Source organism: Enterococcus hirae ATCC 9790, from assembly GCF_000271405.2.
Classification (GTDB): Bacteria; Bacillota; Bacilli; order Lactobacillales; family Enterococcaceae; genus Enterococcus_B; species Enterococcus_B hirae.
Genome location: NC_018081.1, coordinates 1,614,811 through 1,630,413 on the forward strand (window position 1 = coordinate 1,614,811; position 15,603 = coordinate 1,630,413).

The following is a 15,603-nucleotide window of genomic DNA, read 5'->3' on the forward strand; positions in this document are numbered from 1 at the left end:
TAGCCTTACCGTTTTTTTGTGAGCAGATTATTCCTCTAAAAATTTATCAAGTGATAAACTTGTATTATTGTTTGATAAACTTTTAAAGGAGGAGTTAGATGTTTTTAGCATTAAATGAAATCATACATTCAAAATTACGCTATGCGTTGGTTGCTGGGGTGATGTTTTTAATTGCATATTTGGTCTTTTTTTTAACCGGTTTAGCGTATGGACTGGCACAAGATAACCGAACGGCTGTCGATAAGTGGGAGGCAGACTATATTGTACTGTCAAAAGATGCCAATACGAACCTAGGGATGTCAATGATCACGAAAAAGACAGCGCAAGAAGTAAAAGGGGATAAGGTGGCTTACTTAGCACAAACACCAGGGGTCGTAACCAGTAAAGACAACGATGAGGCAGGAAAAATCAATGTGAGTTTTTTTGGTATTGATCCAGATCAATTTATCATGCCTAATATTGTTGAAGGTAAGGCCTTTGTTGGGAACGATGAAGCAGTGGGTGATATTAGCTTAAAAGAAGAGTATGGTCTAGGAATTGGCGATACAGTTAAACTTTCTGGTAGTGACAAAACCTTTCGATTAACTGGATTTACCGAAAATGCGAAGTTCAATGTATCGCCAGTTTTATATACAACACTTGATGCTTACCAAGAAATTCGTTTTGAAAAAACAGATACAAGTGAGAATGCTCGAATCAACGCGGTGGTTGTTAGAGGACAGATAGATGATTTACCAAATGATCTTGAAAAAATCAGCATTTCTAAATTTATCAATGAATTACCTGGCTATAGTGCGCAAGTACTCACTTTTGGTTTTATGATCGGCTTTTTGATCGTGATTGCAGCGATTGTAATCGGAATTTTCATTTATGTGTTGACCATGCAAAAAATCAATATTTTTGGTGTTTTGAAGGCGCAAGGAATGACAGGAGGGTTTATCGCTCGCTCAGTAGTGGCCCAAACTTTCTTACTCTCATTCTTTGGGATCGGTCTTGGTTTGTTGGGAACAGTGGGGACCTCGTTCCTTTTACCAGATACCGTACCTTTTCAAAGTAATTGGTTATTTTTCGGAGTTATCAGTGTTTTGATGTTAGTGGTCGCCATTTTAGGTGCGCTGTTTTCGGTACGAGCAATTGTAAAAATCGATCCGTTGAAGGCAATTGGTTAGGAGATGAAAAAAATGAAAGCAATCGAATTTAAAGATGTCGAAAAGAATTTCAAAGATGGTGATCAAATCGTCCACGCACTGAAAAAAACCAATGTCAGTGTAGATAAAGGCGAATTTGTTGCGATCATCGGTCCTTCTGGTTCAGGAAAAAGTACTTTCTTGACCATTGCAGGTGGCTTACAAACACCTAGTAAAGGGTCTGTTTTGATCAATGGGCAAGAGTTTAGTGCTCAACCTGAGAATCAGCGGGTAAAATTACGTTTTAAGGAAATCGGATTTATTTTACAAGCGTCTAATTTGGTTCCATTTTTATCGGTTAAAAAGCAATTGATATTAGTGGATAAAGTCAAACATGAGAATCGTCAGAAAGAAGCGAATGAACTATTTGAACAGTTAGGTGTTGCCGAATTGGTCAATAAATATCCAGAAGAATTATCAGGAGGAGAACGGCAAAGAGTCGCCATTGCTAGAGCGCTTTACAACGATCCGTCCATTATTTTAGCAGATGAACCAACAGCCAGTTTAGATTCAGAAAAAGCAAGAGAAGTCGTAGATATTTTAGCGAAAGAATCGAAAGAAAAAATAAAGCCATCATTATGGTCACCCATGATACACGCCTGATTGACAAATGTGATAAAGTGTTTATGATGGAAGACGGTGTTTTTCAAGAAAAAACAGAATAAGCATAAAAAGAAGGTGTGTATGTGGTTCATCGCTATAACAAAGACACGCAAAAAAAGATTTTACATGAAGCCAATCATTTGTTTATGTCAAAAGGCTATCTCGGCACGTCTACTCGTGAAATTGCTAAGAACGCTGGGATTACCCAACCCAATCTTTATCATTACTTTAGTGACAAAGAAAAACTTTACCAGGCAGTTCTGGAACAACATTTGAAAACAGTAGGGGACGATTTGAGGAAAATCGCCGCAACGGGTGCCGATGATTTTCAACAAACGTTAACTAAGATGGCTGAATATCTTATCGAAACCCATCTCATTGATTTGTTTATGATGCTGCATGATTTGAAGCTCAATCTTTCAGCTGAAACAAGAAATCATTTGTTTTGTTTATGGAAAAAGAATTATCGGGAACCTTTTGAAAAGATTTTTGCCAATCATCAACAACTATTACGAAAAAACGTCACACAGGAACTGGCAGCGAAACATTTTTTCCTTTTGCTAGCCCCTTATATTACTGAATCTGGTCATTCAGAGGAACAGCCTTTTGATGTGGCGACTTTGATCGATCTATACTTAAATGGGGTTATTGTTTAGCTTGTGACAATAACGGTAGTGTAAGCTCTGTTCGATTGGATGGATCTGATGCTTTTGAGACACCATTTGTCTCCAAAACATCAGATCTATTTCAAAGAACGAACACTTGCACACCGTTTTTTTGTGTTAATGTTGCGGATGGGATTCATTCGTTAGTTGAAGCGGCTTTTCTATTAGGGAATTTCAATTAAATTTTTTTTTTTGAAAAAAAGGAACGTTTCTCCCTATTTTCCACTTTATACTTAAGCTCAATGAATAAACGAGAAGGGAAAGAGAAATGAAAAGAACTTTGTTCTATTTAGATAGGGATAGTTATGTTTGCTATTTATTAGAGAAAATCAAAGAGATAGATGAAAAACGAAGTATCGAACACCATTTATTAGTGGAAGGGGCAAATCGAAAGTCTATAGAGACAGTCAGTCAAATCAAGAAGATGGATTTCTTACCAATATTTAAGGATAAAACCCAGCAAGAGATAGTTAACGAAGCCACTCAATACTGTCAATCACTGCTAAATGTTTTTAATAGTGCGATAGGAAAAAAAACTATTACAAATTATCTTGTGCTACATGACCTGAGTCCAGAATTGACTAAAGAAATTGTTGAAGGACTAGTTTTTAAGGGAACTGTGAACAAACATGGATTTTTTAAAAAGATAGAAAAGAAAAACAATTACATAAAAAGTACAATGAAACATTGGTCAAATATGGCACAAATGAAGGGATAAAAGCAATTGAAAATCAACTCATTTTAAATGAACTTCCTCGATCTGAATACAACAAAATAAGTGCAACAATTGGAGAATTTTTGTTTCCTACATGGGAGAATTCCAGATACTCTAAACAAATTACTTTGACGGCCAAAAGATGTAATGTATTTTTAGAGGATTTCGGTGAGACAGAAGGATTACTAGCTGTTCAATATTATTTATTGTTGCAAAATACATCAGCAGACAGAGCGAAGGATATACTTAATGAAGTTCAATTACCCAAGACAATCAATCAAAAAGAGTATAAAGACCTTCTCGTTGCAACGCTCTATTATAATAATATGGGGGCAACAGAAGTAGAAAATCGGCTAGTTCTACAAGGAGTAGATCGTAAATTTTTTAATCAGATAGGAGAAATTTTAAACATCAGTTTATTGCCTTCCTTGAAAGATGAACCTTTATCAAAGGAGGACAAAATAACTAAAGCAGTCAAATATTGCCAAAGTTTTTTAAATTACTGGTATCCAAACAAAGTAAATGGAGTTAAATCAGTCAATAATTACCTTATGTTGGAAGATTTCCCTCCTGCAATCAATATCGAAGTCATAGAGCGAATAAAAGATTCTATGAATGATGAGGATCGAAAAAATTTCCATTTTTGTTTAACTAGATATAGAAAATATAGCCAATTTGTTCGAGAATTAGGATCAGAAATGGGCAGAAAAAAATTCGAGAATTATTTTATTTTAACTTATCCTAGTTTACAACAGCTTCATCAAATAAATGAATACATCGATCAATCAATATTCCCAATGATAGATATGACTAAAAGAGGGGCAATTAGCACATTAGTTAATCGGTGCAATTCTTTTTTAGAAGACTTAGGACCAAAAAGAGGCTTTGTAGCGATTCAAAAATACTTATTGTTACAAAATACAGCGCCCAAGTATGTTGATAAAATTTTTAGAGATCTAAGGTTTCCTAAAACTATCAATAAATTTTATTTACAGAAACAATTCGAGGAAGTGTACAAGTGCCAATCGATGTTGATAGGATCTCAAGGAACTTTTGGAAAGAAACAATGTGAGGAATATCTTATCTCACAAGGAATGAATCGAACGCAGATCGATCAATTGAGTAAGATACTAAATGTCACCTTGCTTCCTTCTTTGAAGATGAAGTCGTCTCAAAAACTCATTGACGAAGTAGTCCAACGTTGTGAACGTTTTGAGCCATTGGCAACACGGAATTATCTCGTGCTTCAAGAGCTGCCTCCAGATATTCTTGAGGAAATTTTTACAAAAATCCCTTCAAAAGTAAATGTTGTTCTTGACAATAGTTATTTGACTATCAAAGAAGAAGTAAGACTTGTTAAGGAGTGCCAAGCATCTTTTAATAAGTTAGGGCTCATTGAGTGGAAAAAATCAAGTGAAAATGACCTTGCCTTAAGGGGGGCGAATCAAGAATTAGTCACATTGATCAATAACCATGTAAATGAAGAGTTATTCCCCAAAACTGGACGTTTATCTGGACAGTTGAATCGTTGTCACTCGTTTTTAAAGGATTTAGGTAATGAAAAAGGAATGAAGGCTATTGTTCATTTTCTATTATTTACAGAGAGACCACTAAAGGAAACACTTCATGTGATTGATGCGTTTGATTTTTCTTTGCCGGTTTCTTCAGATGCATTAAAGGTGAGCATCATTGAGAAGTATTGTGATCATATCGTACAAAAAAAGGATGATTGGCTCTGGCAAAGGAAAGAAATAGAAAATACATTGATTTCCATAGGTGCAAGTAGAAGAATCAGTAATCGATTAAGTGATCGTTATGAGATTCCATTATTTCCACCGATTTTTGATGGTAAACTCTCAGCAGATGAGATCAACAAAGGGAAAAGGGACATAAGGAAACGTTGTGATCAGTTAATCAAAGAGAACCGATCCAAGGGGGGACATATACATGCGCTGGTCAATTACTTTTTCTTACAAAAAATGCCAGTCAAAATTGCAAAAGAAACCATCAAAAAGCTAAAATTAGAGACCATCACTAAAGACGAGGTAAAAAGAGTCGTGTTAGCTAATTATTATACTTATCTTGGAGAAAAAAAACCACTAGCTGAACATTTAAAATTGGCTAAACGATACTTACGTACATTAAATTGTTTTAGAGAGCAGGAATCGCAGATTAAATATGATCGTCAATTTCGTTGAAAAAGTTTTCAGTTAAATGTTAATGATGAAACGAAAAGAATCAGGAAGATCCAACTCTAAGAGGATACATTCAAAAATGAACAAATCATACATAAAAAGATTCGCAGCATTTTGTCCAATTTATTTTGGTTAAATGCTTTTTTTGTTCTTTTATAAATATAAAAATAAAAATAATAGTTATTTTAAATAAAGCAGTAAAAAAAGATGGAAAAGAGAAAAGAGAATAGGGATATTTATTAGTTATTTTAGATAACTATAAATATATAAATGTTAATATGCAACACAAAAATATCAAATCATTTGATGCTTTGATAAGATAATGTTAACCTTGTTTTGTAAGGGTTATCATTTTTTTGTTTTTTAGGAGGTTGGTTTATTAAAAATAACTGATTTATTTTATGGGTAATAAGTTTCATTAGGGGAGTTCGTATAGAAAAAGAGGGGAAGGGTTAAAAATGAAAAAGTTGAAAAAAATTAGTTTGGCAGCGATGTTATTTTCTTCTGTTATTTCTCTGACAACGCCATTATTCAGCCACAAAGAACATGTGCATGCTGAAGAAGCTCAGGAAATTACAAAAAAAGCGTCTTATCGTAATGTGATGTATTATGGTGATTGGTCGATTTGGGGAGGAGAACAAGAATTTTATCCTAAAGATATTGCCGCAGACCAATTGACGCATTTAAATTATGCCTTTTTAGATTTTGATAGTAATGGTGAGTTGAAATTTACAGATAAAGAAGCCGCTGTAGGCGTGCCAGCAGGTGAAGCAGAAGTCGGATGGGGAAATGCTGCTTCTGGATTGTTGAATGCGCTTCAAAATTTGCGTGGACAAAATAAAAACTTAAAAATTGGCGTGTCATTAGGTGGTTGGTCAAAATCGGGTGATTTTTCTGAAGTTGCAGCTAGTCCTGCGAAACGAAAAAAATTAGTGGAAAACATTACTAAATTCTTAAAATATACCAACATGGATTTCGTTGATATTGATTGGGAATATCCAGCAGATGTTCGTGAGCCTGATCGTGTCGACAACAAAAATGATGAAGGAACACCTAACGCAAAACCAGAGGATAAAGAAAATTATATTTTACTATTAAAAGATATTCGAGCGGCGATCGATAAACAAGGAGTGGAATTAGGTAAGACTTATGAACTTTCCGTAGCATTACCTGCGTCCCAAGGAATGTTGGACAAGGGAATTGACATCAAACAACTATTTGAAGTAGTTGACTTTGCGAATATGATGACTTATGACATGAATGGTGCTTGGAGTGCAACAAGTGGTCATCATACTGCACTTTATGGTAATCCTAACGACCCGAACTATGCAAATGGGTTGTCCGTTGATCAGACCGTTCGCTTTTTGAAAGAACATGGGGCTCCTTCAGAAAAAATCGTTATCGGCGCAGCTTTCTATACTCGTGGGTGGAATGAAGTAGCTAAAGGGACAGACCCAAATACTCCTGGATTATTCCAACCTGCTGAAAAAAGCAATAAAGATGCAGACCAAACGCCGACATATGGTGCGGACAATGAACATTCTCTGGCACTTGGGGATGGTGGCCGAGCAGGTGGAGTTTGGTCCTACCGAAACATTGATGAATTAAAAACTAAAATCCCGACTCTAAAAGAATATTGGGATGATACAGCCAAAGCACCATTTTTATACAGCGAAGTTTCAAAAGAGTTCTTTACCTATAACAATGTAAAATCAATTAATTACAAAACGCAATATGTGAAAGAGCATGAATTAGGCGGTGTAATCTCTTGGATGCAGTCGCAAGATAAGCCAACAACGAGTACGAAAAGAGATGAACTGACCAAAGCAATCAAAAATGGGTTGTTTGGTACAGAAAAACTTCCAGAGCATAAAATTGTATCAAGTGATCTAAATGTCGAGGTAGGAATTTCTACTTATTCTGAAAATAGTTCAAAAGGGTATGAATTAGTCATCAAAAATAAAGAAACACTAAATGAAAATTCGGACGTTTTATCAGCTATTGAATCTTCTCACAAGACAATTAAATTACCACGATACACTTTAGCGTTGAATTCAAATGAGATTCTTAGTAGTGGTGATTACAAAGCAGGCGAGGTTTCAACCTCAAATGGAACGGTGACGATCGATTTAAGTGGGGTTTATGAAGGAAAAGAGCTTAAACCAGGGGAGACATATACGTTTAGATTAAAATCAAATGCAACTGATGTATCCGTTGATCATATTGCTTCTATAAATCTAGCACAAAGAATTACAAAAGCCGGTATAGATATCTCGCAACAAACGATTTATGGAGAGGATTCAACTAATCCAACACCAACGCCAACACCAGATCCAGAAGATAAAGAAGCACCATCTATTCCGACTGATCTGACAGCTTAAAATGTGACAGAGACAAGCGTGACGTTGAACTGGACCGCTTCGACGGATAATAAAGGAGTAGCAGGTTATTATGTTTATCGTGACGGACAACAAGTTAGTCAAACAGCTACTACCAATTATATTGACAAATATTTAATGGCTGGTTCAACGTACATTTATACTGTAAAAGCGTTTGATCATTCTGGTAATGTTTCAGAACACAGTCAACCTTTGAGTGTGACAACACTAGATAGCACATCTTCATCAAAATATGAAGCATGGAGTGCTACAAATGTTTACAAAGCTGGTGATAAGGTGTCTCATAAAGGGCAAAACTATCAAGCTAAATGGTGGACAAGCGGGGAAGAACCAGGTACTGAACAATGGGGACCTTGGGAGTTGATTGATTAAATTGCTGGTTATTAATGGGTAAAACATACTAAGTTTTAACGTTTGGGACTAATTAATTGGCTCCCATCGCAGTGGAAAAAAGTTCTATTCTACTGTGATGGGAGTTTTTATGCTATCTAAAAGATCAGGCTATGCTCTTAAGGTCAAATGACCAATTGGATAGCCTGTTTTAAGAGGTCTTATGACCGTTGCTTCAACGCTTCATTCCTATAGAATGATTTCTGAAACAACGTTTATTATTTTTAGAATAAAGCGTTAAAGGGATATCATAAACTCATTTTTTTTGCTTTTTCAGTATTCGCAAAATGTAATTTTGCATAATTTGCTAACAAATCAACGCCACCTTGTTCAATGATTTTTGCAGCTATTCGATCCGACTTTGTTCCAGCGCCAGAAGGTAACTCTAAACCGACCTCTGCTGATTCTTTGGCTAATTCTTCTAGAAAACTTGCTCGGCTGATGATCGATGCCGCAGCTACCGCTAAGTGGTATTGTTCTCCTTTAGTCACAAAATAGAGTTTTTCTTGCACTTGATTTTTTTCCAAACGGACATACTTTTTATAATTGCTTTCTGGTGTAAACTGATCGATCAAGATTGCCTCTGGTTTGACAGGAGCAATTTTTTTCAGCAGTAGATGGATCGCTTGATTATGCAAAGCAACTTTCATACGCACAGCATTGTATTTCGGTTGGATCTCGTTATATTTTTTAGGCTCGAGTACTAAAAGTTGATAAGGGATCGTCTTCTTCAAGATACTAGCCAATTGAATGATTTGAGGATCTTTTAATTCTTTTGAATCACGAACGCCTAGTTTTTTTAGTTGTGTTAGTTGCTCCTTGGCCACGTAAGCAGCACAAACTGTCAATGGACCGAAGTAACTCCCATTTCCCACTTCATCACTTCCTAATACAGATAAAGATTCGATGTTCTTAGGCAAAGATGCAGCTGTTTTTCCAGCTTTGGGTTTTGCTGAAGCTGCCTTTCCCCATTGACTTGCTTCTTTTTCGGCATTTGCACCTTGGAACATGACTTTTCCTGAGGTGTATGCAGTGATGGTCGTGCCATTTTTTTTAGCAGCAAATACGGTATAAGGAATTTTTTTAGGTAAAAGATAAGAAAGATAAGCTTGTTTCATTTTTTCCATTTGGGCAGTCGTTACTTTGATGATAATATTACTCATTATGTACCTCCATTTTAGTTAAATTAATAAATTTAGATGCTTGTTAGATGAAAGATCCCTCAATAGTTCCTTGTCGTTCAGTTGGGGACGAGACATAGCATTTTTTCAAAGTTTATCATATAATGATAAGGTAAATATAAGAAAATTTGTGTACAACTGTTAAATCATTAATTTCATGGTACACTAGATAATAATTTTATCAATAGGGGGAAATGATTCGGATGGCGCACGAAAAAACACGCTATAAAGCAGTGATTGCCGACCAAACTTACACGATTATTGGACGTGAAACAAAGCACCATATGGATATCGTGACAAATTTGATCAATGAACAACTAAAAGAATTGAAGGATTTGTCTCCGCAAATCGATAATGAACAAGCAGCGATCTTAATGGCTGTCAATGCGCTCTCGGATCAATTAAAGAAGCAAGAAAGAAATCTCGAACTTGAAAAAGAAGTAGCAGATTTAAAGAAAAAAATGATCAAATTTGTGGAAATGGAAAATCGAATCAAAAGAATTGAAGCGATTGAAAACGAAGCACGAGAAGTGTTGAAAGAAAACGGACAAGCAGATCGAGAAATCAAGAATCATGTGGAAGCCCAACAAATTTTAAATGAAAAAAGAAAAGGTCAAATCAAACAAAAATCTTCAAATTGATGAAAGAGAAAGGAACAAGACATGTTAAGTCTTTTGATTTTATTTATCTTGCTGCTTGCATTTTTTTCAGGTGCGAGACGAGGATTTTCTATGCAGGTCGTTTATACGATCGGTTATATCTTGTCATTTATGGCAGCACAGCACTTTTATAAGGATCTAGCAAGTCGTCTGGAATTATATATTCCTTATCCTGCGGTAACATCTAATTCCCAAATGGTCTTTTTTGATCAGACATTTTCTTTCAGATTAGATGAAGCTTTTTATGCAGGAGTCGCCTTTTTGCTGATTTTATTTATCGGAGGATTGCTTACTCGTTTTATCGGGATTTTTGTTCATAGCTTGACCTATATTCCGATCCTAAAACAAGTCGATTGGCTTGCGGGAGGCATCTTATCTTTAATCGTTGCCTATGTCACGATATTTTTGCTCTTGAGTTTATTGACTTTTGTGCCAGTAGATATCGTTCAAAAACAATTTAGTGGAAATAGTCTTGCCCGCTTTATCGTAGAGCAGACACCATTTCTAACGAATAAAATCCATGATTTATGGATAACGAATGTGATAAACTAATCAAAAATTTTTTGTAAAAGTGTAACAGTAAGTAGTGAAAGAAAAAACGAAGTTGTGACAGGACAGCAAAGACCAATGAGTCAATGCGAAATGTGACAACTTCTTTTAGTGAAAGTTAGGGTGATAACGTGAATAATCGAATCCTAGAAACATTAGAATTTGAAAAAGTGAAACAGCTTGTTCGTCAGTTTGTGGTAACCGCGCAAGGAACAGAAGAACTCGCAAAGTTAGTGCCGATCAACCAACAAGAGAAATTAACAGATTGGTTAGCAGAAACAGAAGATGGCTTAAAAGTTCAAAGGTTACGTGGGGGAATCCCTATTCCTAAGTTAGAGAACATCCGACCTCATATGAAACGAATTGAGATCGGTGCTGATTTAAATGGACTCGAATTAGCGCAAGTTGCACGTGTTTTATCGACTACAAGTGAATTAAAACGATTCTTTGCTGATTTAGCAGATAGCGAAATTGAATTTTTACGTCTTTATTTCTGGGCAGAACAATTGGTGACGATCCCCGAATTGAATCGACGTTTAAAAGAGTCGATCGATGAAGATGGGCGAGTAACAGATGATGCTTCCCCTGAATTAAAAATCATTCGTCAAAATATTCGTCGAAGTGAACAAACGGTGAGAGAACAACTAGATGGCATTGTTAGGGGGAAAAACGCCAAATACTTAAGTGATACGATTATTACCATGCGAAATGATCGCTATGTGATTCCTGTCAAGCAAGAATACCGGGGTGTCTTTGGTGGGGTAGTCCATGATCAAAGTGCTTCTGGGCAAACATTATTCGTTGAACCAAAGCAAATCGTTGAATTAAATAATCGCTTGAGACAGTATCAAATTGCAGAGCGTAATGAGATCCAACGTATTTTAAGTGAACTTTCTGCTGAACTGGTTCCTCATCGACATGAAATCATTCATAACGCATACGTGATCGGTAAACTAGATTTGATGAACGCCAAAGCACGTTTTGGGAAAGAACTGAAAGCCATCGTTCCTGCAATCAGTGTAGAAAATCATGTCATTTTAAAACAAGCAAGACATCCGTTGATTGATCAAGAAAAAGTGGTGGCTAATGATATCAGTATTGGAAAAGAGTACCAAGCGATCGTGATTACTGGTCCAAATACTGGAGGAAAGACGATCACTTTAAAAACTTTAGGATTGTTACAATTGATGGGGCAATCGGGTTTACCGATCCCTGTAGATGAAGAAAGTCAAATCGGTATTTTTGAGGAAGTATTTGCTGACATCGGTGATGAACAATCCATCGAGCAAAGTCTCTCAACATTTTCTTCCCATATGACAAACACCGTCGATATCTTGGCGCATGTGAATGAAAAAAGTTTAGTCTTGTTTGATGAATTAGGCGCAGGAACAGATCCCCAAGAAGGGGCAGCTTTAGCGATTGCTATTTTAGACGATCTTGGGAAAAAATCGGCTTATGTGATGGCTACGACACACTATCCAGAACTAAAAGTTTATGGATACAATCGGGCGAATACAATCAATGCAAGTATGGAATTTGACGTTGATACACTTAGTCCAACGTATCGTCTGTTGATTGGTGTACCAGGGCGAAGTAACGCATTTGAAATCTCTAGCCGCTTAGGATTAGATCAATCAGTCATCAATGAAGCCAAACAATTAATGAATGACGAAAGCCAAGATTTAAATGAAATGATCGCTGATTTAGAAAATCGACGAAAAATGGCTGAAACGGAGTATTTAGAAATGCGCCACTACGTTGATGAAGCACAAGAGTTATATGAAAACTTAAAAGAGGCGTATCGTTATTTCTTTGAAGAACGAGAAAAAGAAATCGAAAAAGCTAAGAAAAAAGCCAATGAATTAGTTTCTGAAGCACAAGAAAATGCGGAAAAAATCATTGCAGATATTCGTAAAATGCAACAACAAGTAGGACAAGGAAATGTAAAAGAGCACCAATTGATTGATGCGAAAACCAAATTGGCAAACTTACATCAAGAAGAACAACTGAAAAAAAATAAAGTGTTGAAAAAAGCCAAAGAACAAAAAACATTGAAACCAGGCGACGAAGTTTTAGTGACAACTTATGGTCAAAGAGGAACCTTGTTACGTAAAAACGGGGAGCAATGGCAAGTGGAAATCGGGATTTTAAAAATGAATGTTTCTGAAAGTGAATTAACGCCCGTTGCTCCACAAAAGGAACCAAAACAGCGGGTCATTCATGCTGTACGTTCTGAATCAGCTAGTCACGTGTCGAACCAACTAGATCTTCGTGGCAAACGCTATGAAGAAGCGTTGAGTGAGGTTGACCAATACCTTGATTCAGCGATCCTTGCTGGCTATCCCCAAGTAACGATCGTACATGGAAAAGGGACCGGAGCTTTGCGTCAAGGAATCACCGACTACTTGAAAAATCATCGAAGTGTCAAAAGTTTTGAATTTGCTCCTGCTAACCAAGGCGGTAATGGGGCGACGATCGTTAAATTTAAATAAAACTTACTAAATGTAAGCAGAAGGCTCGTCTCGAATCAAGAAAGGTGCTATAATGACTCTAGACTAAAAAATGGAGGTCTTTGATATGTCACAAGTAGTTACAGATACGACATTTAACGAAGAAACAGATAAAGGCTTAGTATTAATCGACTTTTGGGCAACTTGGTGTGGACCTTGTCGCATGCAAGCACCAATTTTAGATCAGCTGTCAGAAGAATACGATGAAGATGAATTCCGAATCGTAAAAATGGATGTAGATGAAAACCCACAAACACCTCAACAATTTGGGATTATGAGTATTCCAACATTATTGTTGAAAAAAGATGGGCAAGTCGTTGAAAAAGCGGTTGGTGTACACTCGAAAGAGCAATTACGTCAAATGATCGATCAATATTTATAAACATCTGGAATGTTACTGAGATATCAATCAATGGATTGATATCTCGGTTTTTTTGTCCTTAGCACAAATTTCAGTAAAACCTTTCTCTAGTTTATCTAAACCCTCAAACAAGTCTAGGAAACAAATGAGCCGATTACGATTCTTTTTGACAGACATGTTATAATTAATTCAATGAAATTTGAAAGGAAGTATTTCATGAACGAACGTATCAAAAATAAATTAGCCTTACTTCCTGATCAACCTGGCTGCTACTTGATGAAAGATAAAAATGGCACCATCATCTATGTTGGGAAAGCAAAGATTCTCAAAAATAGAGTCCGTTCCTACTTTACAGGTAGTCATAATACCAAAACCGAACGATTAGTTAGTGAGATCGAAGACTTTGAATATATTGTTACAGAATCCAATATCGAAGCTTTACTTTTAGAAATCAATTTGATCAAGAAAAATGATCCTAAATACAATATCATGTTGAAAGATGATAAAACGTATCCTTTTTTGAAAATCACAAACGAAAAGTACCCACGCTTAGTCATTACACGTAAAGTGTTAAAAGACAAAGCAGTTTATTTCGGACCATATCCAGATGTTGGCGCAGCCAACGAGACCAAAAAAATCCTTGATCGGTTGTTTCCGTTACGCAAGTGTAAACCTAGCCAAACGAAAGAACCGTGTTTGTATTATCACTTAGGCCAATGCCTTTGTCCTTATTATTTTGATGTTGATCCACAAGTTTACACGAAAATCGTTGATGAAGTTAAAAGCTTTTTAAATGGTGGCTATGAAAAAGTTGAATCAGAAATCCACCAAAAAATGGTTCAAGCTGCTGAAAAGATGGAATTTGAAAAAGCGGCAGAATACCGCGATCAGATACGAGCCATTGAAACGATTATGACTCGTCAAAAAATGACCAATACAGATCTGGTGGATCGAGATGTTTTTGGCTACGCCATTGATAAAGGCTGGATGTGCGTCCAAGTATTCTTTGTGAGACAAGGGAAATTGATTGAACGGGATGTTTCGATGTTTCCTTTTTATAATGAAGCAGAAGAGGACTTTTTGACTTATATCGGGCAGTTTTATCAAGAAAATGAACATTTTATTCCTAAAGAAGTCTTGATTCCTGACACGATCGATCAACCGAGTGTGGAGGCATTGTTGTCCACAAAAGTTTTACAACCTAAACGTGGTGAAAAGAAAAAATTAGTAGAACTTGCGAATAAAAATGCTACGGTTGCATTGAATGAACGATTTGATTTGATTGCTAGAAAGCAAGAACGAACGATTGGGGCAGTGGAACGTTTAGGGAATGCCATGAATATTCCTACACCTGTTCGGATTGAATCCTTCGATAATTCGAATATCATGGGAACCAATCCAGTAGCGGCAATGGTGGTATTCATCGATGGAAAGCCAGCAAAAAAAGAATACCGCAAATATAAAATCAAAACGGTCACAGGACCAGATGATTATGCTTCGATGCGAGAAGTGATCTATCGAAGATATTCTCGTGTCATTCGAGAAGGTCTCCCTTTGCCTGATTTGATTTTGATCGATGGTGGGAAAGGGCAAGTAGATGTCGCCAAAGATGTTTTAGAAAATCAACTTGGGATCGACATACCAGTGGCTGGTATGGCTAAAAATGATAAGCATAAAACGAATGAACTCCTTTTTGGAAATGAACTTTCGGTGGTTCCATTGGAAAGAAATTCGCCCGAGTTCTTTTTACTTCAACGGGTCCAAGATGAGGTCCATCGGTTTGCGATCACATTCCATAGACAACTACGAAGTAAAAATAGTTTTGCTTCTAAGCTGGATGAAATTGAAGGATTAGGACCGAAAAGAAAAAATTACTTCTAAAAGAATTTAAATCGTTGAAAAATGTTACGGCAGCGACGATGGAAGAACTCCAACAAATTGGGCTACCAAAAAATGTTGCTCAAAATGTTTTTGATAAATTACATGAGAACTAGCATAGGACACTTTACAAACCACGTAAAGTGTCCTATGATTTTTTGTATAACAAATGATGTAGAATTCGTTTTAGTTCGACGAGGCGGGAAGCGCTATGATGACTATTGGAAATGATTATAGCCAACCTAGACTGAATAAATGTCAAAATGGTCGTTGTTTCAATGAAAAAGTGGGAAAGAATGGTTTTCTTTTTA

General features: G+C 36.3%; 9 protein-coding genes and 3 pseudogenes. 11 read left to right on the forward strand and 1 reads right to left on the reverse strand.

Going from position 1 to position 15,603, the window contains the following annotated elements:
• The first annotated feature begins 98 nt into the window (after positions 1-98).
• The 6 genes and pseudogenes from EHR_RS07680 (at position 99) to EHR_RS07705 (ending at position 8,136) form a co-directional block, all read left to right on the forward strand.
• Positions 99-1,169, forward strand: coding sequence for an ABC transporter permease (locus tag EHR_RS07680; RefSeq protein WP_010738026.1), 1,071 nt, complete (start codon positions 99-101; stop codon positions 1,167-1,169).
• A 12-nt stretch (positions 1,170-1,181) separates the two neighbouring features.
• Positions 1,182-1,852: pseudogene (locus EHR_RS07685) on the forward strand (ABC transporter ATP-binding protein).
• A 21-nt stretch (positions 1,853-1,873) separates the two neighbouring features.
• A complete protein-coding gene (locus EHR_RS07690) occupies positions 1,874-2,446 on the forward strand; it encodes a TetR/AcrR family transcriptional regulator (RefSeq protein WP_010738025.1) in 573 nt (190 codons plus the stop codon).
• 277 nt (positions 2,447-2,723) lie between these two features.
• On the forward strand, positions 2,724-3,173 hold the full coding sequence (locus EHR_RS07695; RefSeq protein WP_014834496.1) for a hypothetical protein: 450 nt from the start codon (positions 2,724-2,726) through the stop codon (positions 3,171-3,173).
• On the forward strand, positions 3,143-5,368 hold the full coding sequence (locus EHR_RS07700; protein WP_014834497.1) for a hypothetical protein: 2,226 nt from the start codon (positions 3,143-3,145) through the stop codon (positions 5,366-5,368). The genes EHR_RS07695 and EHR_RS07700 overlap by 31 nt, the downstream gene beginning before the upstream one ends.
• Before the next feature lie 455 nt (positions 5,369-5,823).
• Positions 5,824-8,136: pseudogene (locus tag EHR_RS07705) on the forward strand (glycosyl hydrolase family 18 protein).
• Positions 8,137-8,402: 266 nt separating this feature from the next.
• Here EHR_RS07705 and rnhC read toward each other — a convergent pair.
• Positions 8,403-9,317, reverse strand: a complete 915-nt coding sequence (gene rnhC / locus EHR_RS07710; protein WP_010738021.1) for a ribonuclease HIII — start codon at positions 9,315-9,317, stop codon at positions 8,403-8,405.
• 221 nt (positions 9,318-9,538) lie between these two features.
• Here rnhC and zapA point away from each other — a divergent pair, with 221 nt between their 5' ends.
• The 5 genes and pseudogenes from zapA to uvrC all read left to right on the forward strand — a co-directional run bounded on the left by zapA (position 9,539) and on the right by uvrC (position 15,408).
• The gene (gene zapA / locus EHR_RS07715; RefSeq protein ID WP_010718651.1) at positions 9,539-9,976 is read left to right on the forward strand and encodes a cell division protein ZapA; all 438 of its coding nucleotides are present in this window, start codon (positions 9,539-9,541) and stop codon (positions 9,974-9,976) included.
• Between the two features lie 21 nt (positions 9,977-9,997).
• Positions 9,998-10,546: a CvpA family protein gene (locus EHR_RS07720; RefSeq protein WP_010718650.1), complete on the forward strand. Its 549-nt coding sequence runs from the start codon at positions 9,998-10,000 to the stop codon at positions 10,544-10,546.
• A 128-nt stretch (positions 10,547-10,674) separates the two neighbouring features.
• Entirely contained in the window at positions 10,675-13,035 is a 2,361-nt protein-coding gene (locus EHR_RS07725; protein WP_010718649.1) for an endonuclease MutS2, read from the forward strand.
• 85 nt (positions 13,036-13,120) lie between these two features.
• Positions 13,121-13,435: a thioredoxin gene (trxA, locus tag EHR_RS07730; RefSeq protein WP_010718648.1), complete on the forward strand. Its 315-nt coding sequence runs from the start codon at positions 13,121-13,123 to the stop codon at positions 13,433-13,435.
• Positions 13,436-13,630: 195 nt separating this feature from the next.
• Positions 13,631-15,408, forward strand: a pseudogene (uvrC, locus tag EHR_RS07735) (excinuclease ABC subunit UvrC).
• The last annotated feature ends 195 nt before the right edge of the window (positions 15,409-15,603 follow it).

Excerpts from the sequence above, each read along its gene's own strand:
- EHR_RS07680 (WP_010738026.1), top strand. The coding sequence starts at position 99 with ATGTTTTTAGCATTAAATGAAATCATACATTCAAAATTACGCTATGCG.
- EHR_RS07695 (WP_014834496.1), top strand. The coding sequence starts at position 2,724 with ATGAAAAGAACTTTGTTCTATTTAGATAGGGATAGTTATGTTTGCTAT.
- rnhC (WP_010738021.1), bottom strand. The coding sequence starts at position 9,317 with ATGAGTAATATTATCATCAAAGTAACGACTGCCCAAATGGAAAAAATG.
- zapA (WP_010718651.1), top strand. The coding sequence starts at position 9,539 with ATGGCGCACGAAAAAACACGCTATAAAGCAGTGATTGCCGACCAAACT.
- EHR_RS07720 (WP_010718650.1), top strand. The coding sequence starts at position 9,998 with ATGTTAAGTCTTTTGATTTTATTTATCTTGCTGCTTGCATTTTTTTCA.
- trxA (WP_010718648.1), top strand. The coding sequence starts at position 13,121 with ATGTCACAAGTAGTTACAGATACGACATTTAACGAAGAAACAGATAAA.